18 protein-coding genes are annotated in these 24,798 nt (G+C 43.6%); 16 read left to right on the forward strand and 2 right to left on the reverse strand.

All coding sequences use genetic code 11. The features are described from left to right. Window positions 1-47: 47 nt before the first annotated feature. The gene (locus RIL182_RS04285; protein ID WP_243128731.1) at window positions 48-1,385 is read right to left on the reverse strand and encodes an MATE family efflux transporter; all 1,338 of its coding nucleotides are present in this window, start codon (window positions 1,383-1,385) and stop codon (window positions 48-50) included. A 153-nt stretch (window positions 1,386-1,538) separates the two neighbouring features. Here RIL182_RS04285 and RIL182_RS04290 point away from each other — a divergent pair, with 153 nt between their 5' ends. Next, window positions 1,539-2,384 (forward strand): helix-turn-helix transcriptional regulator, encoded by an 846-nt coding sequence (locus RIL182_RS04290; RefSeq protein WP_006858244.1) that lies wholly within the window; start codon window positions 1,539-1,541, stop codon window positions 2,382-2,384. 67 nt (window positions 2,385-2,451) lie between these two features. Here the strand turns inward: RIL182_RS04290 and RIL182_RS04295 are convergent, their stop codons facing one another. Further along, window positions 2,452-4,896, reverse strand: coding sequence for a GH36-type glycosyl hydrolase domain-containing protein (locus RIL182_RS04295; protein ID WP_134523055.1), 2,445 nt, complete (start codon window positions 4,894-4,896; stop codon window positions 2,452-2,454). Between the two features lie 437 nt (window positions 4,897-5,333). Between RIL182_RS04295 and RIL182_RS04300 the strand changes: the two genes are divergently transcribed. The 15 genes from RIL182_RS04300 (at window position 5,334) to RIL182_RS04360 (ending at window position 24,793) form a co-directional block, all read left to right on the forward strand. Then, a complete protein-coding gene (locus RIL182_RS04300; RefSeq protein ID WP_006858210.1) occupies window positions 5,334-6,344 on the forward strand; it encodes a LacI family DNA-binding transcriptional regulator in 1,011 nt (336 codons plus the stop codon). A gap of 144 nt (window positions 6,345-6,488) precedes the next feature. Further along, the gene (locus RIL182_RS04305; protein WP_134523057.1) at window positions 6,489-7,925 is read left to right on the forward strand and encodes a type 2 periplasmic-binding domain-containing protein; all 1,437 of its coding nucleotides are present in this window, start codon (window positions 6,489-6,491) and stop codon (window positions 7,923-7,925) included. A gap of 200 nt (window positions 7,926-8,125) precedes the next feature. After that, window positions 8,126-9,040 carry a carbohydrate ABC transporter permease gene (locus tag RIL182_RS04310; RefSeq protein WP_022112430.1) on the forward strand — a complete coding sequence of 305 codons (915 nt, stop codon included), beginning with the start codon at window positions 8,126-8,128 and terminating at the stop codon, window positions 9,038-9,040. A gap of 5 nt (window positions 9,041-9,045) precedes the next feature. Next, window positions 9,046-9,906, forward strand: a complete 861-nt coding sequence (locus RIL182_RS04315; RefSeq protein WP_118412780.1) for a carbohydrate ABC transporter permease — start codon at window positions 9,046-9,048, stop codon at window positions 9,904-9,906. A gap of 222 nt (window positions 9,907-10,128) precedes the next feature. After that, on the forward strand, window positions 10,129-10,278 hold the full coding sequence (locus tag RIL182_RS21135) for a hypothetical protein (protein WP_015520035.1): 150 nt from the start codon (window positions 10,129-10,131) through the stop codon (window positions 10,276-10,278). A 236-nt stretch (window positions 10,279-10,514) separates the two neighbouring features. Then, on the forward strand, window positions 10,515-14,417 hold the full coding sequence (locus RIL182_RS04320; RefSeq protein ID WP_044999379.1) for an efflux RND transporter permease subunit: 3,903 nt from the start codon (window positions 10,515-10,517) through the stop codon (window positions 14,415-14,417). A gap of 423 nt (window positions 14,418-14,840) precedes the next feature. After that, window positions 14,841-17,504 (forward strand): valine--tRNA ligase, encoded by a 2,664-nt coding sequence (locus RIL182_RS04325; protein ID WP_134523059.1) that lies wholly within the window; start codon window positions 14,841-14,843, stop codon window positions 17,502-17,504. Between the two features lie 340 nt (window positions 17,505-17,844). Then, window positions 17,845-19,221, forward strand: a complete 1,377-nt coding sequence (locus RIL182_RS04330) for a DUF342 domain-containing protein (protein ID WP_006858202.1) — start codon at window positions 17,845-17,847, stop codon at window positions 19,219-19,221. A 178-nt stretch (window positions 19,222-19,399) separates the two neighbouring features. Next, window positions 19,400-19,543: a hypothetical protein gene (locus RIL182_RS21140; protein WP_015560889.1), complete on the forward strand. Its 144-nt coding sequence runs from the start codon at window positions 19,400-19,402 to the stop codon at window positions 19,541-19,543. Between the two features lie 48 nt (window positions 19,544-19,591). Continuing rightward, on the forward strand, window positions 19,592-20,956 hold the full coding sequence (locus RIL182_RS04335; protein WP_006858200.1) for a tetratricopeptide repeat protein: 1,365 nt from the start codon (window positions 19,592-19,594) through the stop codon (window positions 20,954-20,956). Window positions 20,957-21,092: 136 nt separating this feature from the next. Beyond that, entirely contained in the window at window positions 21,093-21,404 is a 312-nt protein-coding gene (locus RIL182_RS04340) for an STAS domain-containing protein (protein WP_006858199.1), read from the forward strand. A 184-nt stretch (window positions 21,405-21,588) separates the two neighbouring features. Then, window positions 21,589-22,038 carry an anti-sigma F factor gene (spoIIAB, locus tag RIL182_RS04345; protein WP_015560890.1) on the forward strand — a complete coding sequence of 150 codons (450 nt, stop codon included), beginning with the start codon at window positions 21,589-21,591 and terminating at the stop codon, window positions 22,036-22,038. A gap of 1 nt (window position 22,039) precedes the next feature. Further along, window positions 22,040-22,786: a SigB/SigF/SigG family RNA polymerase sigma factor gene (locus RIL182_RS04350; RefSeq protein WP_006858198.1), complete on the forward strand. Its 747-nt coding sequence runs from the start codon at window positions 22,040-22,042 to the stop codon at window positions 22,784-22,786. A gap of 148 nt (window positions 22,787-22,934) precedes the next feature. After that, window positions 22,935-23,699, forward strand: coding sequence for an HAD family hydrolase (locus tag RIL182_RS04355; RefSeq protein ID WP_006858197.1), 765 nt, complete (start codon window positions 22,935-22,937; stop codon window positions 23,697-23,699). A gap of 74 nt (window positions 23,700-23,773) precedes the next feature. Next, a complete protein-coding gene (locus RIL182_RS04360; RefSeq protein WP_118592240.1) occupies window positions 23,774-24,793 on the forward strand; it encodes an HD-GYP domain protein in 1,020 nt (339 codons plus the stop codon). The last annotated feature ends 5 nt before the right edge of the window (window positions 24,794-24,798 follow it).

Raw genomic sequence — 24,798 nt, forward strand, 5'->3', positions numbered from 1 at the left:
ACTGGAAATAGAAGATTAAAGTGAAAGAGAAAAGGATATGAAAGGCTCTAGAGAGGGTCTGCATATCCTTTTTTCCATATTCCGGTCCAGTATAGCAGATACAGGATTATGGCAGAGGTTCCATTACTGATTACAACGGAATACCAGACGGATGCCACTCCCATATGAAATACATTTGCGCATATCCAAAGAGACAACAGACGGAATAGCCATATCCGGGAAGCATCTACGAGCATTGTGATCAGTGTATGCCCACATCCCTGGAACAATCCCTGTGATACATTATAAAAAGCGTTTGTAAAGCACCAGAATGCAATAATGGATAAATAGTCTGCAGCCAGAGGGATGACTTTGGCATCTGTTGAAAAGAATGATACCATAGTCTGGGAAACAGGGCGTCTTGAAAAAATGAATCCCAGAATAAGTAAAAATAAGGTACACATTTTTAATGAATAATGGAAGGTTTTCTTCGCCCGCTCTGTGTTTCCGGCTCCCATATTTTGTCCAACTATAGTAGAAACGGCGGAACCGACACCACTGGCTGGCATTGTGATAAGACTGTTGATTTTGTTGCCAATACCATAGGCGCTGGTTGCAATATAACCATAAACATTTACATTTCTGGTCATGATCAGCGTACCTAGCTGCATGGTGCTGCCGCCAATCGCAGTTGGCAGACCAATTTTGATAATGGCGCGTATCATTTTCTGGTCAAAGACAAAATTTTTAAAAGAAATCCGTATGAGCTGATCTGATTTTGTAAGAAGGATCAGTCCAATGAGAGCGCAGGGGATTTTTGCTATAAGCGTGGCAAATGCTGCGCCTCCGATTCCAAAGTGGAACACAATGAGGAAAAGAGGATCTAATATCAGATTGATCATGATACCAAGCAGATTGAGAAGCATGGGTTTTACAGTGTCCCCCTGCGCCTGTTTCACGGCTGTGAATAAATTGATCATGAACAGAAATGGCATATCAAGGACCACAATTCTTAAATAAGTAAGACCGTACTCATAGACCACTCCCCTGGCACCGAGCCAGGTGACTAATGCCGGGGATATCAGCCAGCACAGTAATGCACAGATGAGGGAGAAGCCAAGGGACGTAATACAGATATGATTTGCCATTTTGTTTGCCTGTTCATCTTTTCTGGCACCAAGGTATTGCGATATAAGAATTGCACCTGCGGTTGTTATGCCGCTGCCAAAACTGTTAAGGATATTTTGAAATGGTGATACGAGCGTTATGGCAGACTGGTTTTCTGTTCCGATCCGTCCAAGCCAGAATGTGTCCGTAAGATTATACATCGACTGGATAAAACTATTGATCATGACCGGAACGGCGAGCATAAGGATTGCCTGGGACAGGTTTCCATTTAGAATCATATTTCGTTTATTTTCAGATATTTGTTTTGGCATAGGATCTCCTTGTGGATTTATAAAATATGTTGACAGGTTGTATTCATATGGTTCATAATATGACAAAAAAACAGTATATTCCTTGAAAAAAATGATAAAAACACATAAAAGTACAGAAAAATGGAGAATTATATGTTTCAGGATATGTCAAAAGATTTTGATATTAAGAAGATCAGAAGAAGTAATACGATATCTGAAAGTAACTGCGAGCCACATGTACATCCATTTCATGAAATTTTTTATCTTTCCAGTGGGGAGTGCACCAGCTTTATTGATCACAATATCTATAAGTTTGGAAAAGGTGATCTTGTAATCGTTCCGGGTGGCTGTCTGCATAAGACAGTATATACCGGGAAAGGAATTCATGAAAGGATTGTTATCAGTTTCCGGCAGGAGATTACGGATTGGATCAAAGAACAGATCGGAGCGGAATATCTTAAGAACTGTATGGTTCCGGGGGTAATCAATATACCGGAAAAACGCAGAAACTATGTGGATTCCCTGCTGGATAAGTTAATGTTTGAAAATGATACGCCGGACATATTATCAACGGCATTTATAAAAGCAGGACTTGTTGAACTTTTGCTGTTTATCATAAGATGCAAGGAGTATGAGGACAATGTTATAAAAGAGATTGATGTTGATAACCGAAAAATCCAGGAAGTTGCAACATATATTTTTGAACATTATACGGAAAATATTTTACTGGAAGATGTGGCGGATAAATTTGACATGAATAAGTCATTTTTGTCTAAGAGATTTAAGACAGCGACGGGGTTCGGGTTTAAAGAATATATTATTAATCTCCGGATACAGAATGCATGCAGGCTGCTGCTGGAAACGAATAAATCTATCACAGATATTGCTTTTGAATGTGGATTTAATGACAGTAACTATTTTGGGGATTCGTTTCGAAAGATAAAAGGTATATCACCACGCAAATACAGAAAAAATGAAACATTTTAGTTTGGGATACAAAAGAAGCCTTCATAAAAAGAAGGCTTCTTTTGTCAGGTAAAGACAGGCAGGGAGGTTAGCCCATCGTTACTTCTACATTTACATCTTTCTTCTCAGCCGAGAATGGAATCGTAGTTCCCTCTACCGGCTGTCCATCCACGATCATGGAAAGCACACCTTTTTCCACATGATTTGGATTCTTTACGGTGATATGGTAGCTGACACCGCGGAAATCACGTTTGGCGGTAAAACCATCTAATTTGGATGGAATACAAGGATCAACAGTCAGACCATCATAATCCGGGCGGATACCAAGGATAAACTGGGAAACATTGAGGAAGGTCCATGCGGCGGTTCCTGTCAGCCAGCTGTTCTTTGCCTCACCGAAGTTCGGGGCGTCTTTTCCGGCAATCATCTGGGAGTATACATAAGGCTCTGTGCGGTGGATCTCGCTGATATCCTCAATGTATGCAGGACAGGTTCTTGTATATACCTGCCAAGCACGGTTGCCTCTGCCAATTACAGTCTCCGCGATAGAGATCCATGGGTTGTTGTGACAGAAGATACCTGCGTTTTCTTTGTATCCTGGTGGATAAGAAGAAATCTCACCAAGTTCCACATGATATCTGTGGTAAGGCGGCTGTAACAGTACGATACCGTATTTCGTGTCGAGATATTTTTCGACGGATTCCATTGCCTTTAAGCAGCAGCCTTCCTCTAAACCAATCTCAGCCATAACACAGAAGCCCTGTGGCTCAATAAAGATCTTGCCATCTTCGCATTCTTTTGAACCGATCTTATTTTTGTAATGATCGTAAGCACGCAGATACCATTCGCCATCCCAGCCGGCATCCATAACGGTTTTTTCCATCTCTGCGATTGCTTTCTCTGCAAGTTCTGCTTCCTCCGTCATGCCCTGATGGCGGCAGATTGCTGCATAATCTTTTCCGTAGCGGACAAACATACCTGCGATAAATACGGATTCAGCATTCGGGCCTTCGGAAGGACCAAAAGTCTGGAAAGATTCACCCGGCTCAGTCGAGAAGCAGTTTAAGTTGAGACAGTCGTTCCAGTCGGCACGTCCGATCAGCGGTAAATTGTGCGGTCCCAGATGTTCCATTGTATAATGGAAGGAACGGCGCAAATGCTCCATGAAAGTGGTTGCTTTGGAAGCATCGCTGTCATATGGTGTCATCTCGTCGAGAATTGAGTAATCGCCGGTCTCTTTGATATAAGCTGCAGTTCCGGCGATCAGCCATAACGGATCATCGTTAAAGCCGCTTCCGATGTCAGAGTTGCCTTTTTTGGTGAGCGGCTGATACTGATGATAAGCACTTCCGTCCTCGAACTGGGTAGCTGCGATATCTAAGATACGCTCTCTCGCACGGTCAGGGATCAGATGTACGAAACCGAGCAGATCCTGACAGGAATCACGGAATCCCATGCCACGGCCGATACCGGACTCAAAGTAAGATGCGGAACGGCTCATGTTAAAGGTAACCATACACTGATACTGGTGCCAGATGTTTACCATACGGTCTAATTTCTCCTCACTGGAAGAAATGGTAAAATGGGACAGCAGTTCGTTCCAGTAATCTTTTAATTTGACGAGTGCTGCGTCTGCTTTTTCTGCGGTATCAAAACGGGAGAGAAGTTCATCGGCACGTTTGCGGTTGATGACTCCATCCTCAGCACGTCCAACCCATTTTTCCTCTACCGGATTCTCAACATAACCAAGTACGAAAACGTAGGTCTTTGTCTCGCCCGGAGCAAGAGATACTTCAAGGTGGTGGGAACCGATCGGTGCCCAGCCGCTTGCAACAGAATTCTTTGAAGTTCCGTTTACAACAACTTCCGGAGCAGAGTTTTCACCGTAAGCGCCTAAGAACGAGTCACGGTCTGTATCAAAACCGGCGATCGGAGCGTTGACAGCGTAAACAGCGTAATGATTTCTGCGCTCTCTGTATTCGGTCTTATGATAAAGAGCAGAACCGTGGATCTCAACCTCACCGGTGGAGAAGTTACGCTGGAAGTTGGTCATATCGTCCATTGCGTTCCACAGGCAGAACTCTACATATGAGAAAACAGAAAAATTACGGGTTTCATTGCTCTCATTGGTAAGGGAGAGTTTGCCGACTTCACATGTCTCACCGACCGGAACAAAAGAGGTAAGCTCTGCGGTCAGTTTATTTTTGGTTCCTTTAAATACGGAATAACCCATACCATGACGGCAGCTGTAAGCGTCCAGTTCTGTTTTGGAAGGCATCCAGCCCGGATTCCAGATCGTGTCACCATCTTTAATATAGTAGTAATGTCCATTGGAATCGAGCGGTACATTATTATAGCGGTATCTGGTCAGGCGGAGTAACTTTGCATCTTTGTAGAAACTGTAACCGCCGCAGGTGTTTGAGATCAGGGAAAAGAAGTTCTCGGAACCAAGGTAGTTGATCCATGGCAGTGGTGTTTTTGGAGATGTGATGACATATTCTTTGTTGGTGTCATCGAAATAACCGAATTTCATAATAAAATCCTCCATATACATAAATATTGATAAGTAACGATTTCGAAAACGATTAAGTTTTCATCCTTTAATAAAAAGTATATATTCAGAAAGAATAAAAATCAATACAAAACATTGAAAAACAGGCAAATATAGCAGATTAGACAAAAAAAATATACTTTTATGGATGAAAGCGACAATAGCTATTTTCTGATGAATAATTAAAATATTTTACGAAAACGTATAAGAATTAGATACAAAGTACTGAGATTACAGATAATTGGTCTAATATTTAATGTAAAAATGCACAAAAACTACTGCAAAAAAGTGTAAAAAGCGACGAATTGCCAAAAACCAGTTGCAATTTGCTTATGGATGACATATAGTAAAAGTACGAAAACGATTAAGAAATATTTCAGAAACAGGATTTCGTTTTCGAAGAGAAGCTGGAGGTTTCCATGGTATCATTAAAAACGATTGCAGAGAAATGTGGAGTATCTACTGCCACCGTAAGCAAGGCTTTAAATGACCAGAGAGATATCAGCGAAGAGACAAAGAGCCGTGTCAGAAAGACAGCAGAAGCACTTGGTTATTTTCCAAATGCGGCGGCGAGAGCACTAAAGACAAACCGTTCTTATAATATAGGAGTTCTCTTTGAAGAAGAGGCGGGAAGCGGTTTGACACATGAGTATTTTTCCGGAGTGCTGAATGGATTAAAAGTTCAGTCGGAGAAACAGGGATATGACATTACATTTATCAATACCTGTTTTGAAAATCGCAAGATGTCCTATTATGAACATTGCAGATACCGGAATTTTGAAGGAGTTGCGATCGTCTGTGCCGATTTCAATGACCCGGATGTCTTAGAACTGATGAATAGTGACCTGCCGGTCGTTACGATTGATTATGTACATCATAACTGTACGGCAGTCAGTTCCAACAATATTCAGGGTATGGAAGATCTTGTAAAATATATATACGGGCAGGGACATCGGAAAATTGCATATATTCATGGGCAGCAGGCTTCTTACGTTACGAAAGACCGGCTGGCAAGTTTCTACCGGACGGTGGATGAACTTGGTCTGAAGATTCCGGATGAATACATCCGGACAGCAGATTACTTAGAGACCAGGGAGGCAGCAAAACAGACAAAAGAGCTGCTCAATTTAGAAGATCCGCCAACCTGTATCATTTATCCGGATGACACCTCTTTAATAGGAGGAAGGAACGTCATCATAGAGATGGGACTTCGGATTCCGCGGGATATTTCGATTGCAGGATATGACGGAACGAGGATGTCGCAGTTGTTACATCCTCAGCTTACGACGATCAGACAGGACACAGAGCTGATCGGGAGTGAGGCAGCCAAGCGGCTGATTGGCTCCATTGAGAAACCGAGAACAACTCTCGTAGAGAGAGTCGTTATAGAAGGGATCTTAGTTGCAGGTAAATCTGTTGGACGCATTTAAATGTAGTTGCAGCTACATGCGGACAGCATTTTTGCAGAGATGTATGCGGAGAAGCGGCAGAAGATTCCGGACTATCTGCTTTCAAAGCAGCAAAACAACAAAAACAATGGTCAAAAGACCACATATTAAGGAGGAGGGTTTTCTATGAAGAAGAAAATCGTTAGCACATTATTATGTACAGCAATGCTTGTAACCATGATGGCAGGATGCGGCGGTAATAACGCAGCAAACACCAGCACAAACAGCGGAAACAGCAGCTCAGCAGATACGGGCAGCAGTGACGCAGCAACCACAGATGAGGCAGCACCGGCGACCGAAGCTGCAGCTTCAGATGCAAGTGCTTCAGATGAAGGAAAAGTACTTAACATCTACTGCTGGAACGAAGAGTTTAAGAGCCGTGTTACAGATCATTATCCGGGATATACTGAGGTGGATGCAACCACAGGTACGATCGGTGATGTAACTGTAAAATGGAACATTACACCAAACGATGACAATGCATATCAGAACAATCTGGATGCAACATTATTAAAACAGGCTGATGCATCAGCAGATGACAAGATCGATATCTTCTTAGTAGAAGCTGATTATGCATTGAAATATGTAGATACCGATTACACAATGGCAGTATCTGATCTTGGAATTACTGATTCAGATCTTTCCAAACAGTATCAGTACACCAAAGATGTTGTTACAGATTCTAACGGCGTATTAAAAGGTGTTTCATGGCAGGGCTGTCCTGGCGTATTATTCTATAACAGAGATGCAGCAAAAGCAGTATTAGGTTCTGATGATCCGGCAGAGGTTCAGAATTATGTGAAAGACTGGGATACATTTAATGATACAGCAAAGAAGATGAAAGATGCCGGCTACACCATCACATCTTCCGTAAATGATACATACCGTGTATATTCCAACAACGTTTCTTCCAAATGGGTTGTTGATGGCAAAATCAATATTGATGATAACATTATGAAATGGGTTGATGATTCCAAAGAACTTGTAGATGCAGGCGAGACAGGAACATACGAACTGTGGAGTGATGACTGGAAGAAAGGTTTCTATCCGGAAGGAAATGTATTCTGCTACTTTGGACCTGCATGGTTAGTAAACTTTTCAATGGCAGCAGATACCGAAGGCAGTATCGGTTACAACGGTGGCTGGGGCGCAACCGAAGGACCGCAGGGCTTCTTCTGGGGTGGTACATGGATCTGTGCAGCAAACGGAACTGATAACCAGAGCCTTGTAAAAGATATCATGCTTCAGATGACAACCAATGATGATGTTATGAAAGATATCATCGAGAAAGATGACGATTTCGTAAATAACCAGGATGTAATCGCTGAGATGGCTGACAGCTCTTATTCAAGCAAGATCTTAGGCGGACAGAATCCACTTGGTATTTACAGCGCAGGTGTTTCCAAACTTGATTTAAGCAACCTTTCTGCATACGATCAGGGATGTAACGAAGAGTTCCAGAACGCAATGAAGAACTACTTCGAGGGAACTGCTACAAAAGAAGAGGCATTAGATCTGTTCTACAAAGCAGTTGTAGAGAAATATCCGGAGTTAACATACTAAGCAGACGAATGGTATAAAAAATGATTTGATGCCGCGCCTGCCGGACCGTAAGGGAGGCGGGCGCGGCTCATTTTATATCCAAATTTGTGTAAAAACTGTAAGCGCAGAGCTGACAGCAGACTTACACAGGGTAAAGGTGAGGGATGCTGTGAGCTCTGTGGGCGAAAATTATGCACTCTGGAAAAGGAGGTCAGGTTGTTATGAAAAAAAGCAGTGGAAAGGTAGTAAGATACAATAAATGGGGATATATCTTTTTGATTCCTTTTATTGTAGTATATGTTATTTTTCAGCTGATTCCGTTGATCAGCACTATTTACAACAGTTTCTTTGAAAACTATATGTCAGGACTGACGCAGGTCGGACCGAATTTCGTCGGACTTGCAAACTATAAAAAGCTTTTCTCCGATGGAGATATCTGGATTTATACCAAAAACACCATGTTATTATGGATCATGTGTTTCATACCACAGATCATTTTGTCACTGGTACTTGGAGCATGGTTCTCTGATGTACGTCTCAGATTAAAAGGAACCCGTTTCTTTAAAACAGTCGTATATCTGCCAAACCTGATCATGGCATCTGCATTTTCCATGTTATTCTTTACATTGTTCTCCGATGGAGGACCCATCAACTCGATGCTGATGCAGATCGGATTTATTGATACACCGTACAAATTTTTATCCAATGCGGGCAGTGCAAGAGGGCTGATCGCGTTAATGAACTGTCTGATGTGGTTTGGTAATACAACGATCCTTTTAATGGCAGGTATGATGGGTATTGATACCTCTTTGTTTGAGGCAGCGGAAGTTGATGGTGCAACTTCTTCCCAGGTATTCTGGCAGATCACATTGCCATTGTTACGTCCGATTCTTGTATATGTGGTTATTACATCTCTGATCGGTGGTTTACAGTTATTCGATGTACCGCAGATCTTAACCAATGGAACCGGTGACCCGATGCGTTCTACCATGACGCTGATCATGTTCTTAAATAAACATCTCTACAGCAAGAACTATGGTATGGCTGGTGCATTGTCAGTTGTTCTGTTTATCATTACAGGTATCTTAAGCCTGGTAGTATTTAAGATAACCGGCAATGATAAGAGGAAGGGGTGAAGATCATGAATGAAAATCGTAATCTGAAAAAAGGTGTAGGAATTCATGCAAGAAGACTGATCGCATATATCGTACTGATCATTGTTTCCATATTGTGTCTGTTCTGGTTTTATGTACTGTTTATCAATGCAACCAGATCAAACGGTGAGTTACAGTCAGGTTTTACGCTGGTTCCGAGCAGCCATCTGTGGGAAAACTGGAAGAATTTGAGAAATGGAACGCTTCCGGTATGGAACGGTATGTTCAACAGTCTGATCGTTTCTTCGCTCAGTGCAGTACTCAGCGTATATTTTTCAACGATGACAGCTTATGCGATCCATGCATATGATTTCAAACTGAAAAAATACATTTATCCGTTTATTTTGATGATCATGATGATTCCGACACAGGTAACTGCACTTGGATTTATCAAACTTGTTTCCAACATGAACTTAGAGGATTCCTTTATACCTCTGATCGTGCCGACGATTGCGGCTCCGGTTACATTTTTCTATATGAAACAGTATATGGAGAGTACACTGCCGTTGTCACTGATCGAGGCAGCACGTATCGATGGTTCCGGTGAATTCCGTACCTTCAATGCAATTGTAATGCCACTGATGAAACCGGCAATTGCTGTGCAGATGATCTTCACATTCGTAAGCAGCTGGAACAACTACTTCACACCGGCATTGATCTTACATGATGACAAGAAAAAAACACTGCCTATCTTAATCGCACAGCTGCGTGCGGCTGACTGGCTCAAGTTTGATATGGGGCAGGTATATGTGATGATCGCATTTTCCATCTTCCCGGTTATCATTGTATATCTGATCTTATCCAAACACATCGTACAGGGTGTTGCACTTGGAAGCGTAAAGGGTTAATAAACGGATTGCTGTACTACATAAAAATGAGACTGCCATATGGGTGGTCTCATTTTTTAACTCTTATTTTTGATGAAAATCTTTGACAATGTCACTGGTAAATAAGCCGGTTGTGTGCTATACTATTATCTATGATTAGTAGAAATAAAGGATCGGATGTGTTGGGGTACATGGGTGCAGACAAGAACGGACAGGCTGGATCTTTGTAAAATACACATAGAAATGGAGAGGAATATGACAGAGACAGGATTATGGATTTTTCTGATTTGTTTACTTGTAGTAGTCATCATAGCGACTGTGGTTGCAGTAGTGTCAGCAGTATCAGGTGCTACGGCAGCGATCGTGGATGATGAGGAATCAGAGGAAGAGTAGGAATACAGCAGGTATAAGAGAAAAGCCTCTTGTCAGTTTTGTATAGGTGTATAGCTGACAGGGGCTTTTTTGTGCACAGGATTCTGCCTTAATCAGCAATCTAAAAAAATATAAACTGGTACGAAAGTCTTGCAATCCATTTTGAAACAGGTAAACTAAATATATTGTGGCAAAATATTTGCTGCCAGGTGTTTATTACAAATGTCTTGCGTATTCAGGTGGAGGGACAAAAGAGAGTGTTGTCAAAATTAAGTGTGAAGAAACCGTATACTGTGATCGTAGGCGTGATCTTAGTCATTGTGTTAGGAGCCGTATCCCTAACCAAAATGACCACAGATCTACTGCCGGATATGAGTCTGCCATATGCCTTAGTCATTACGACGGATATGGGGGCAAGCCCGGAGAAAGTGGAATCCGATGTGACAGCACCTGTCGAGGCATCCATGGCGACGACTTCGAGCATCAAAAATGTGAGTTCTGCCTCCTACGATAATTATTCGATGGTGATCTTAGAGTATGAGCAGAATGCCAATATGGATTCGGTCATTATCGAGATCCAGCAGAAATTAGACCAGTTAGAGGGCAGTTTTCCGGATGGTGCCGGGAAGCCGATGATCATGCAGATCGACCCGGATATGATGCCTGTAATGGTGGCATCTGCCGATGTGGAAGGCATGACGCAGTCAGAGATTTCGGATTATGTGGAAAATGAACTTTCGCCGGTGCTTGAGAGTATCGACGGTGTGGCATCTGTTTCTACAACCGGAACTGTGGAAGAGAACATTCATGTCACATTAGATCAGGATAAAATCGATGCACTGAATCAGAAGATCCAGAGTAAGATCGAGGAACAGTTTACTGAACCGCAGGAACAGCTCGATCAGGCTGCCGAGCAGGTGGAGAGTGGACGCAGGCAGATGGAAAGCGGAAAAGATCAGCTTGCAAACCAGCTTGGACAGGCAGAAAATGAAGTGATCAATGGTAAGTCACAGGCGTTTGTGGCAGAATCAGATCTGAGTCAGAATTATACAGTATTGAAAGCGACCGATGAGCTGATAAAGCGGGCAATCCCGGAACTCCAGAGTATTTATGAACAGGGAATGGGATTAAAAGCAGACATTGAACAGGCACAAAAAGAAGCCCAGATGAACAGTGACGATGGAAGCAGACGTATAGAAGAACTTTTAGAGGAGGCGAAGATTTCCGGAGATCAGGAACAGATCAATCAGATCCTTGCGATGACCGGGGAAAATCAGGAGAGCATTGCGGAAGCAGGAAAACGTCTGGAATTATTACAGGAAGAACTGTTAGAACTGAATACATCCTTAAATCAGCAGTGGGCAGATCAGTTAGCAGCGTTAAATGTGAGTCTTAGTTCGATCGATGATATTCCGCAGGTGATTACGCAGCTGTCACAAAAACAGGTTGAGATCCAAACAGCAATGGCAGCTCTGCAGACTGCACAGGAACAGGTTACAGATGGAAAAACTACCTTAGATGATGCGTATGTAACGTTAAACCGGATGGAGATCGACGGGATCTTAGAGATGAGTGAAGCGTCTGCACAGCTTGCGGTCGGGGAAGTCCGGTTAGAGCAGGGACAGGAAAAATTAGACGAGTCAAAGCAGAGCGCGCTTGATTCTGCAGATCTGAATCAGATTTTGTCGGTGGAAACATTAGGCGGAATATTGACAGCACAGAATTTTTCCATGCCGGCTGGCTATGTCAATGAAGATAAGAAACAATATCTGGTGCGTGTCGGGGACAAAGTTTCGTCGGTGGAGAAACTAAAAGATCTTGTGCTTGTGGATGTAGGACTGGATGGAATCGAGCCAATCCGCTTATCGGATGTTGCAGAAACAGAAGTGGTGGACGATACGGGAGATTCCTATTCCAAGGTAAACGGAAATCCTGCGATTATGCTTTCCATTGAGAAGCAGACCGGGTACTCTACCGGGGATGTAACAAAACGGATCAAAACCAGATTTGAATCACTGGAAAAAGAAAATGACAAACTTCACATGACGATTTTGATGAATCAGGGAGTTTACATTGATACCATTGTGGAGTCAGTCATGGAAAATATGATTGTAGGTGCAATTCTTGCCGTACTTATTCTGATTCTGTTTTTAAAGGATATCAAACCGACTCTGGTGATCGCATGCTCTATTCCACTCAGCGTGGTTTTTGCAATCGTTTTGATGTATTTTACCGGAATATCGTTAAATATCATTTCATTGTCCGGTCTTGCGCTTGGCGTCGGCATGCTTGTAGATAATTCGATTGTCGTGATCGAAAATATTTACCGGCTCAGGAATCAGGGATTATCGATCCGGAAGGCAGCAGTTGAAGGAGCAGGACAGGTGGCAGGAGCTATTTTTGCATCCACGCTCACAACGGTCTGTGTGTTTGCGCCGATCATTTTTACGGAGGGTATCACAAGGCAGCTGTTTGTGGATATTGCACTCACGATCGCCTATACGTTAGCGGCAAGTCTGATTGTGGCGCTGACGTTTGTACCGATGATGGCATCCGGTGCGCTGAAGAATACCAGGGAAATCAAACATCCGTGGTTTGACCGCATTTTAGATGGATATGAAAAAGTTCTGCGTGTGGCACTGCGGTTTAAACCGATCGTACTGATCTGTGTGGTAGTTTTTCTGGTGGCAAGTGTGACGCTTTCCGTTTCCAAAGGATTTACCTTTATGGACATGAATATGGAGACAGAGCAGCTCACGGTCACGGTTTCAGCGAAAGAGGATGAAAAGCTGACATTTGAGGAACTGACGGAGCGCGCGGATGAGGTTGTGGATAAGATCTCTGGCATCTCCGGTGTGGATTCGATCGGAGCCATGGCAGGCGGCGGTGGAATCATGTCGATGGGCGGCAGTACGGACAGTGTGACCATGTACGTGCTCATCGATGATTCCGGGGCGACTGGCAGTGAGATCACTGCCTCGATACAGGCGCTTACAGCGGATCTTGACTGCGACGTGAATACGGACAGCTCTGCGTCGGATATGAGTTCCTTTTTCGGAAGCGGTATTTCCGTGCGGGTCAGCGGAAAAGATTTAGATAAGCTGCAGAAACTCGCAGGGCAGATCGCAGAAGTCGTGGAAAAGACGGAGGGCACTGTAGATGTGGACGATGGTCTTGGAGATACGACACCGTCTTTCACGGTAAAAGTGGACAAAGAAAAAGCTGCAAAATATGGCATGACAACAGCGCAGGTGTATCAGCTTGTCTATAAACAGCTTGCATCGAATACGTCATCCACAACGATCTCGACGGATTTAAAAGACTATAAAGTATATGTGCAGAGTGGGGAACAGGCGGATGTCACGCCAGGGGATATCCGTAAGCTGACATTTCCTTATACAGACCGTATCAGCGGAGAGACAACAGATATTCCCCTGAAAGATATCGCAGAGTTTGAGGAAGGTGAGTCCTTAAATGTGATAAACAGAAGCTCGCAGACGCGCTATATCAGCGTGACAGCCGGTGTGGATGAAGATCACAATGTGACGCTGGTAAGTAACCAGATCCAGAAAGGATTAGATAAGATCAAGCTGCCGGATGGATATGAGATCTCCATGACCGGGGAGGATGAGACGATCCGGGATGCGATGAACCAATTGTATCTGATGCTGATCTTAGCGGTGGTATTTATTTATCTTATCATGGTTGCACAGTTCCAGTCATTTTTGTCGCCTTTTATTATTATGTTCACGATTCCGCTTGCATTTACGGGAGGTTTCTTTGCTCTGTTTGTGACAGACAATGAAGTCGGCGTGGTATCCATGATCGGATTTGTCATGTTAGCGGGTGTCATCGTCAATAACGGAATCGTGTTAGTCGATTATATCAATCAGCTGAGAAGAGAGGGCATGGATAAAAAGGAGGCGATTGTCACAGCCGGAAGAACGAGACTGCGCCCGATCTTAATGACGGCACTGACCACGATCCTTGCAATGTCCACGATGGCGATGGGACTTGGAAGCGGTTCGGAGATGATGCAGCCGATGGCGATCGTGACAGAGGGCGGTATGCTATATGGAACGCTGCTGACACTGATCGTGGTGCCATGTATCTATGATCTGTTTACGAGGAATAAGAGTATGGTGGAGGAAGAGATCTAAAAAAACAGTTGACAAACCCCGCGTCCCCTCGTATGATAAAAACAGCAAAAAACAAAGGTTGTGAGAAAGAGGAGTACACATAAACTCTTTGCAGAGAGGGAAGTTCACCGGCTGAAAGACATCCCAGAGAAAGATATGTGGAAGGTAGCTTTTGAACCGGAATGCTGAGAAAGCATAGCTGTATGACAGGATATAAGAACAGGCATTGCAGATATGCACAGGTATTCACGACTCATCCACGTTACAGGATGACCGGTCAGATATGGAACTGGCTGGACATGAGCACCAACAAAGGTGGTACCGCGATCATATTCGCCCTTTGTATTCCGTATGGAATACGAAGGGCTTTTTTTAATTCATAGGAAATTATGTCCTGTGAATCAAAACCGCCTATCTATCAGAACTAAAAAAGGAGAACAGATTATGTGTCAGAATTGCAGTAAAGAATTAGCAAAGACCTACGATCCAAAAAGCATTGAAGACCGTTTATACAAAAAATGGGAAGACAACGGCTATTTCCACGCCGAAGTTGACCGCAGCAAAAAGCCGTTTACCATCGTGATGCCGCCGCCAAACATCACAGGACAGCTTCACATGGGACATGCTCTCGACAACACCATGCAGGATATTTTAACACGTTATAAGAGAATGCAGGGTTACAACGCATTATGGCAGCCGGGTACAGACCACGCTTCCATCGCAACAGAAGTGAAAGTAATCGAGAACCTGAAAAAACAGGGAATCGACAAGCGTGATCTCGGAAGAGAGGGATTCTTAGAAAAATGCTGGGAGTGGCGTGACGAGTACGGCAGCCGCATCATCAACCAGTTAAAGAAAATGGGATCTTCCGCAGACTGGGAGAGAGAGCGTTTTACGATGGACAAGGGCTGCTCTGAGGCAGTACTTGAGGTATTTGTAAAATTATATGAAAAAGGGCTGATCTACAAAGGTTCCCGTATCGTCAACTGGTGTCCGGTATGTAAGACTTCCATCTCAGATGCCGAGGTAGAGCACGAAGAGCAGGACGGATTCTTCTGGCACATCAACTATCCGGTTGTCGGCGAAGAGGGAAGATTTGTTGAGATCGCAACGACAAGACCGGAGACATTGTTTGGTGATACCGCAGTTGCAGTGAACCCGGACGACGACCGCTACAAAGACATCGTCGGAAAGATGTTAAAACTTCCGATGACAGACCGCGAGATCCCGGTGATCGCAGACGCTTATGTTGACAAAGAGTTCGGAACCGGATGTGTAAAGATCACACCGGCACATGACCCGAACGACTTTGAGGTTGGAAAACGTCACAACTTAGAGGAGATCACCGTCATCAACGACGATGCAACAATGAACCATTATGCCGGAAAATATGAGGGCATGGACCGCTACGAGTGCAGAAAAGCACTGGTGGAGGATCTTGAAAAACAGGGACTGCTTGTAAAAGTAGAGCCGCATTCCCACAACGTAGGAACCCATGACCGCTGCGGCACAACCGTTGAGCCGATGGTAAAACAGCAGTGGTTTGTAAAGATGGATGAACTGATCAAACCGGCTGTGGAAGCAGTGAAAAACGGAGACATCCAGTTACTTCCAAAACGTATGGAGAAAACATACTTTAACTGGACTGACAATATCCGTGACTGGTGTATTTCCAGACAGCTCTGGTGGGGACACCGCATCCCGGCTTATTACTGCCCGGACTGCGGTGAGATGGTGGTAGCAAAGGCTGCACCGGAGAAATGTCCGAAATGCGGATGTGATCACATGGAGCAGGATCCGGATACTTTAGATACCTGGTTCTCATCCGCACTCTGGCCGTTCTCCACATTAGGCTGGCCGGATAAGACAGAAGATCTGGATTACTTCTATCCGACCGATGTACTTGTAACCGGATACGATATCATTTTCTTCTGGGTCATCCGTATGATTTTCTCCGGCTATGAGCAGATGGGCAAAGCACCGTTCCATACCGTATTGTTCCACGGACTGGTTCGTGATTCCCAGGGACGCAAGATGAGTAAATCTTTAGGAAACGGTATTGATCCGCTCGAAGTAATCGATAAATACGGCGCAGATGCACTCCGCCTGACACTGATCACCGGAAATGCACCGGGAAATGATATGCGTTTCTACTGGGAGCGTGTTGAGGCATCCAGAAATTTTGCCAACAAAGTATGGAATGCATCCCGTTTCATCATGATGAACCTTGAGGGAAGCGAGATCAAGGAGCCGTCACTGGGTGAGTTAAAACCGGCAGATAAGTGGATCTTATCCAAGGTAAACACACTTGCAAAAGACGTGACAGAAAATATGGATAAGTACGAGATGGGAATCGCCGTACAGAAAGTTTATGATTTCATCTGGGATGAATTCTGTGACTGGTACATTGAGATCACTAAGACTCGTACTTATAATAAAGAAAATGATCCGGCATCTGCAAACGCAGCATTCTGGACATTAAAGACCGTACTGACAGAGGCATTAAAACTGCTTCATCCGTTCATGCCGTTTATCACAGAAGAGATTTTCTGCACACTGCATCCGGAAGAAGACACGATCATGCTTGCAAAATGGCCGGAGTACCGTGCTGACTGGAATTTCCCGGCAGAGGAAGAAATGTTAGAGCACTGCAAGGATCTGGTAAAAGGTGTCCGTAATGTGCGCACAGAGATGGATGTTCTGCCATCAAGAAAAGCGAAAATCTTTATTGTTGCTGAAGATGCCGCTTTGCGTGATTCCTTTGAACTGACCAAAGAGGCTTATGCAAACCTTGCCGGAGCAAGTGAGGTCATGGTGCAGCAGGATAAGACAGGCATCGGGGAGGATGCAGTATCTGTTGTGATCCCTGGCGCTACACTGTATCTGCCATTAGAAGATCTGGTTGATTTCGAGAAGGAAAAAGAGCGTCTGTTAAAAGAGCAGGCACGTTTAGAGAAAGAGCTTGCACGTTCTAAGGGAATGCTTTCGAATGAAAAATTCTTAAGCAAAGCACCGGAAGCAAAAGTGCAGGAAGAGAAGGACAAACTTGCCGGATACGAACAGATGATGGAGCAGGTCAAAGAACGTTTGGCACAGATGTCAAAATAATTGCAAGATAATGAGCGCAAGAACGGCGAATTGTATCATGTGCTGATTTTGCACATGATATAATAAGACTGCCGAGCGAAGCTCGTGTAGATCATGATCATGAAGCATTGCTTCATGATATAATAAGAAGGAGCTATGCACGATGGGTATCATCTTTACTGGTCAGCCGGTAAAGTGGTGCCTGCCTTGTATAGCTCTTTTTGGTAAAATAGCACCAAAAAGGACGCGTTGTGTTAAAGAATTTACTTGAAAAAGCATAAAAGTACTAGTATTATATAGGATAAGGAATATTCTACGTTACTATGTATACATACATCAGAAAGAATTGGGGAGCACGCCTATGGTAACAGAAGAAAAACCAATCGTACGGATGACGGCAGATAGCATGGAAGCGTATGTTATGCTTATAACACCAGACGATGGGGGAGAATATACAATTGAATCATTGCAGAAAGCATTGGATGACAGAGGTGTCAAGTACGGAATAGATGAAGCAGCGTTGACGGAGCTGATTGATGAAAAAAAATATGGTGTGGAGACGTTAGTTGCGCAGGGAACAGAGCCGGTAGACGGAAAAGACGGTTATTATGATTACAATTTTAACTGCAACTTTGATAAAAAACCGTTGATGCGGCCGGATGGAACCGTGGATTACTGGTCTGTAAAGTCGATAGAGTCTGTGGTGCAGGATCAGGTGATCGCGGAGTACCATCCTTGTGTGGAGGGAATGGACGGCAAGACAGTCACTGGAAAGCCGATACCTGCAAAGCGGGGAAGAGAACAGCTTCCACTGAAAGGAAAAGGATTTGAACGCAAGGATGATAATACCTATGTTGCGCTGATGAGTGGTAAGATCGAGACACAGAATGACAGGGTTGTGATCCTTCCGGTACATGAATTGTCCGGCAATGCAGATCTTTCCAGTGGCAACATTGATTTTCATGGTGATGTTGTGATCCACGGAAGCGTGGAAAGCGGCGTTATAGTAAAAGCAAGCGGTACGATCACAGTGGATGGAATCGTCGAGGCATGTACTTTAGAGGCAGGGAAAGATATTATTTTAAGAAGTGGAATGCTCGGTGGAAATAAGGCATCAGTAAAGACAAAAGGCAGTATTACCGCAAAGTTTTTTGAATTTACCCGTATTGAATGTGCAGGCGATATCCGTGCAGATGTGCTGATGGATTGTCAGGTACAGTGCTTTGGAAAGATCATCATGAATGGAAAACGCGGAAGCATCATCGGTGGCCTTACACATGGAGTGTGTGGAATCGAGGTTACGACATTAGGAAATGATGCCGAGAAAAAGACCGTTATTATGGCTGGTGCAAGTCCGGAAGGATATGCAAAACTCAGACAGTTGGAAAAGACGATTCAGGAGTTGAGTCAGGGATTGGCACAGATTGAAGAGGGGCTGCGCAAGTTTGAAGAGCTGGAAAAAGCGCGTGGAGTCAGCTACAAAGACGATCCGAGGCGAGTGACATTGCTCCGTATCAAGATCCGTGATACTGCGACATTAGCACACAGCAAAGAAGAGGCAAAGCAGCTGCGCAATCTGATCGAGAGTGCGAGCGGTGCATGTGTTACCGTTTTGCGGGGGACTTATCCGGGAGCTGTGATCCAGATCGAGGATACCAAGCTGCTTGTACAGAATTATGTAAAAGCAGCTGAGTTTTACAAGCTGCAGGATAAGATCAAGACGAGAGAATGCTCATAAAACTGCTGTCGAATATGGCAGAAGTTTTACGAAAAACTTAATATAAATTTACTTGATTATTGTCACCACTATATTATAATATAGTGGTGATTCTTTTTGCCCTTAATTATGTGGTGGAGAGAAGAATCTTAAAATAGATGTTTGCCATAAACAAATGGCAGAAAAGGACAGGTCGATTATGATTAATTTTGAAGAAGAATTAAAGAATTTTAAACCGAGCTTAGAGGTAGAAGAGGCAGAACAGGCAATATATAATCATGAATTAACAGATATGACAGATGTTTTAAAAGAGATGATGCAGGAGTTAAAACATAATATGTAAGACATCTTTTGGAAAAGTCGAATGTAAATTCATGAAGTGAGGGAAAGAATGAAGTGCTATAATTGTGGAGCAAAGCTTGGAAGGGAAAATATCTGCCCTGAATGCGGCGTAAATGTAAAAATATATAAAAAAATTGTCATGGCATCCAATGAATATTACAATGATGCACTGGCAAAGGCGAGTGTCCGTGATCTTTCAGGAGCAATAGAAAGCTTGAAAACAAGCCTGAAATTCAATAAATTAAATATAGATGCAAGAAATCTGCTGGGACTCATCTACTTTGAGATGGGCGAAGTGGTGGAGGCATTGACAGAGTGGGTCATCAGTAAGAACTATCAGCCTGCTGAGAATGCCGCAAGTCGTTATCTGGATGAAATACAGAATAACAGATCAAGACTTGAGACAATCAATCAGACCATTAAAAAATACAATCAGGCGTTATTGTACTGCAGACAGGACAGCCGTGATCTTGCGATTATCCAGTTGAAAAAGGTACTGTCACTGAACCCGAAATTAGTCAGTGGACATCAGCTTTTAGCATTGCTCTATATTCAGGAGGGCAAATATGATCTTGCCAAGAAGTCTTTGCGCAACGCCGGAAAGATTGATGCAAATAACACGATCACACTTCGTTATTTAAAAGAAGTGAATGCAGGATTAAAGGAGAATACGCCGGGTAAGAAACAGAAGGAGGAACAGATTTCCTACCAGAGCGGCAATGAGACGATTATCCAGCCGAAGTATTTAAAGGACAATTCCGCAATGAGTACGATTCTTAATATGGTCATCGGTATTGCAATCGGTGCGGCAATTACCGGATTTCTGGTTGTACCGGGTGTGCGCCGTCAGGTGCAGAATGATGCCAAAGCGCAGGTGCTCGATGCGAATAACACTGTTTCGTCCAAGAATCAGGAGATCAGTACACTGCAGAAGCAGATTGATGATCTGACGAGCCAGATCACTGAGGTCAAGGACAGCGCAGAAGGTTCCGAGAATAAGATCAGCACATATGACCAGTTATTATCCGCATATGCATCCTATTCGGATGGAGATATTGAGACAGCAGGCAATGCGCTTGGCAATGTCAATGAGGAATACTTAAGTGACAGCGCAAAGAGTGTTTATGAGACGATTAATGCGCAGGTCAATGCTGATTATCTGGAGTCCTTATATAATCAGGGATACAGCGATTATAACAGTCAGAAATTTGAGGAATCCATCACCAGCTTGCAAAAAGTTGTGGACATGGAGGAAACCTACAAAGATGGATATGCACTGTACTATTTAGCACAGGCTTACCGTAAGAATAATGATCTTGAAACGGCAAAGACTTACTATCAGAAGATCGTAGAACTGTATCCGGGTACAGAGCGCGCGGCGAATGCACAGAATTACATCAATATTGAAGAGTAAAAATCATTATAAAAATTAAATAAAGATGATACAAAAGACGTCTAAGTGATATTAGACGTCTTTTTTTATTCATAGGGTATTGAAAGCAAAAGGTGACTTTTAAACCAATTAAAAAAGTAACAGGAAAGGAGCATTTATGGAAGAAAAGTATCAGTTAAAAGAAGGATGTCTGACGATACAGATGCCAAAAGAGTTAGATCATCATGAGGCGGGCAGGCTTAAGATGGAGGCAGATTTTCTGATCGGGGCATATCATGTCAGACGGCTTGTGTTTGATTTTCGGGAAACAGAGTTTATGGACAGTTCCGGGATCGGTGTGATCATTGGAAGATGCAAGAGCATGGGGTTTTCCGGCGGCGAAGTGGCAGCAGCCAATATGAATGAGCGCGTAAAAAAGATTTTTATGGTGTCAGGCCTGCAAAAGCTGATCCGGATCGATACGGTATAAAAATAGACACATGTAATTGACTTGGAAATGGGCCAGGCAGGGAATATCCGCCAGGAAAAGAGGAAATCAGCGAATTTACGCGAACAGTTGAAATAGACCAGACAAGGGAATGTCCGGTAAGAGAAATGGGATATGTGGGATTTTGGAAGAAAATAAGAATAAAAAGAGGAAATGGAGAATCGATATGCAGGCAGATCAGATTAATGAAAACGAAATGAAACTGGAATTTGATGCGCGGTCCGTGAATGAAGGATTTGCCAGAATGGCGGTGGCTGCGTTTGTGGCGGAATTAAACCCGACACTGGATGAGATTTCTGACATTAAGACAGCAGTTTCAGAGGCAGTAACAAATGCGATCATCCACGGGTATGACAGTCCGGAGGAGAAGGTGGAGGTGTCCTGTAAACTGTGCGGAAACCATGCAGAGATCACAGTGAAAGATCATGGTCACGGGATTGCGGATGTACAAAAAGCCATGGAACCTTTTTTTACGACGAGACCGGAACTGGAGCGTTCCGGCATGGGATTTGCTTTTATGGAAGCATTTATGGATGAAGTCGAGGTACATTCAGCACCCGGAAAAGGAACAACTGTTACGATGAAAAAAAAGATCGGTGCAGGGATGGGCGTCTGATATGGAGGGTTTTAAGGAACTGATGCAGCAGGCACATGGAGGAGATAAAGGTGCAAGGGATACGCTGATTGCAGGAAATCTGGGACTGGTACATACTATCGCAAACCGGTTTGAACACCGGGGACATGAGAGGGAAGAATTGTTTCAGATTGGATGTATTGGATTGATGAAGGCGGTTGATAAATTTGATCTCTCGTTAAATCTTGCATTTTCCACTTATGCAGTTCCGGTGATCATGGGGGAAATCCGCAGATTTTTAAGAGATGACGGTATGGTAAAGGTAAGCCGGACATTAAAAGAAAACGCTTATAAGGCAGGGAGGGCAAAGGAAGAACTGTGGGGGGAACTTGGAAGAGAACCGGGATTGCTTGAGATCGCAGAGCGGACAGGGTTGAGCAGCGGTGAGATCATTATGGCAATGGAGTCGGCAAGAGATGTGGAATCCATCTATCAGCCGGTCTATGAGAAAGACGGGGACGAGTTACTGATGGTCGATCAGTTGTGTGAAAAGGAAGAAAACGGAAGGGATGAACCGGAAAAAGAGGCAGTATTAAACCGGATGGTGATCGAGCAGCTCATGGAACTGCTCGATGAGCGGGAACAGAATCTCATCCGGTGCCGTTATTTTGAAAACAGGACACAGAGTGAAACAGCAAAAGAACTGGGAATGACACAGGTGCAGGTCAGCAGGCTTGAAAAAAAGATTCTGTTGTGTCTCAGAAAAAATTTAGGATCGTGTGATTCGTGATGTATCCGGTTGATTTTCCCAGATAAACATGTTAAATTTTATAAAATGCACAGGATTGTGTGCAGCAAAGCTGTGTAAAGTGGAAAACGGCATGAAAAAATAAGAATTTTGTGAAAAATAAGACTTTTGTACAAAAGAGAGGATTGACATGAAATACGAAAATTACATATTTGATTTATATGGAACTCTGGTGGATATCCACACAGATGAAGAAAAAACAGAACTCTGGGAGAAACTGGCGCAGTTTTACGGTTATTATGGTGCGGTTTATACTGCAGAGGAACTGAAAAACGCGTATGCGTGCCTCACGGGGCAGAAAGAGGATGCATTGCGGCAGGAGATGGGATCTGATGCAGCCATGAAAAAAGACGATGCACATGAAGCACATCCAGAGATCGAGATCGAGGAGGTTTTTCTTTCATTGTTTCAGAAAAAAGGGGTACAGGCAGACATAGAACTTGCCATTCATGCTGGACAGTTTTTCCGGATCCTTTCCACAGAATATATCAGACTTTATGACGGGGCAAAGGAACTTCTTGCGGCATTGCGTGAAACAGGAAAAAAAGTATATCTGCTTTCGAATGCACAGCGTATTTTTACGGCGTATGAATTGAAACTTCTGGGACTGGAGCCTTATTTTGATGATATCTTTCTGTCATCCTCGTGCAAAGTGAAAAAGCCGGATACGCGTTTCTTTCATCTTTTGCTGGATAAACATCACATTTTGCCGGAAGAGAGTATTATGATCGGAAACGATGCGGTCAGTGATATCAAAGGAGCAAAAGAGGTCGGACTGCATACATTCTACATTCATTCAAATATTTCACCGGACACAGAGAAGAAACCGGACGCAGATCATGTGCTGATGCAGATGGATCTGGCAAAAGTGCGGCAGATCCTGATTTCTGATTAATGTGACAGAAAAAAATGCCGATACATTTATAAAGGAATCGATTTTCACGGATGCAATAAATGGGGAATGAGTTTATGAATTTATCGATCAATGCAAACGGTTTTTCAAATGTACAGAATACAGCGGCAGGGCACAAAGCAGAGCAGGCAAATAAACAGGGAAAAAGCGCATTTTTTGCGGGAAGTCCGGTACTGACAACAAAAAATCAGATCGAACAGCGAAAAAAGATGGCACAGAAAAGTGCCTTAAAACTGGTGAAAGATGCGTGGGATAACGACCAGGCTGTGGAAAAAACGGTCGCATCGCAAAGACAACGCTATGCGGAATTAGACGCACAGCGGACGGAGGCAAAGAAGGCACTTGCCGGTTATGAAGACCAGGAAAAAACATTGAAGGAACAGTGCAACGTAGCAGACGATTCCAAAGAACAGCAGGATTTAAACCTGTTGGAAAAGAGACAGGAATACAGGCGCGGTGTGGGTGAGAAACTGACTAGGGATGAGTGGAAAAAGTTAAATGAGATCGATAAGCAGCCACTCACAGAGTACCAGAAACGGGCACTTGAGATCCATGCCCAGGCGGTAGAAGAAAAGGTTACGATCCGCGATACAACCAGTGGAATGCAGGCTGCCGTCGGCAATGTGAAGCGTATTATGATCGAAAAATTAAAGACACATGGAATGGTGGATGCGAAAAATGCTGCCGATGATATCATGGATGCTGCAAACGATGATGTGGTCTCCATGCTTGTCTCTGATGTGAAAGATGGCATTGATGAGAAGATGGAAGAGGCAAAAGAGGATGCAAAGGATGTCGCAGACGAAAAAGAAAAGCGTCAGGAACGTTTAGATGCCTTAGAGGAAAAACGTGCGGTAGAAAAAGCTCTGATCGAGGGCACCAAAGAGGCTGTGGACCGTGCAAAGGAAAAACAGCAGAAACATGAGGCACCGGATATGAAGTTAGATGAGATGCTGACACTCACGACAGAACATAAGCAGATGAACGGTGTGGAGCAGGGACTTGATGACATTAAAAGCAGCATGAAGGTTTTAGAGGCAGATTTAAAAGGAATCAAGGTTGACAAGGAGGTCTAGTACCG

It is taken from the genome of Roseburia intestinalis L1-82, from assembly GCF_900537995.1.
Classification (GTDB): domain Bacteria; phylum Bacillota; class Clostridia; order Lachnospirales; family Lachnospiraceae; genus Roseburia; species Roseburia intestinalis.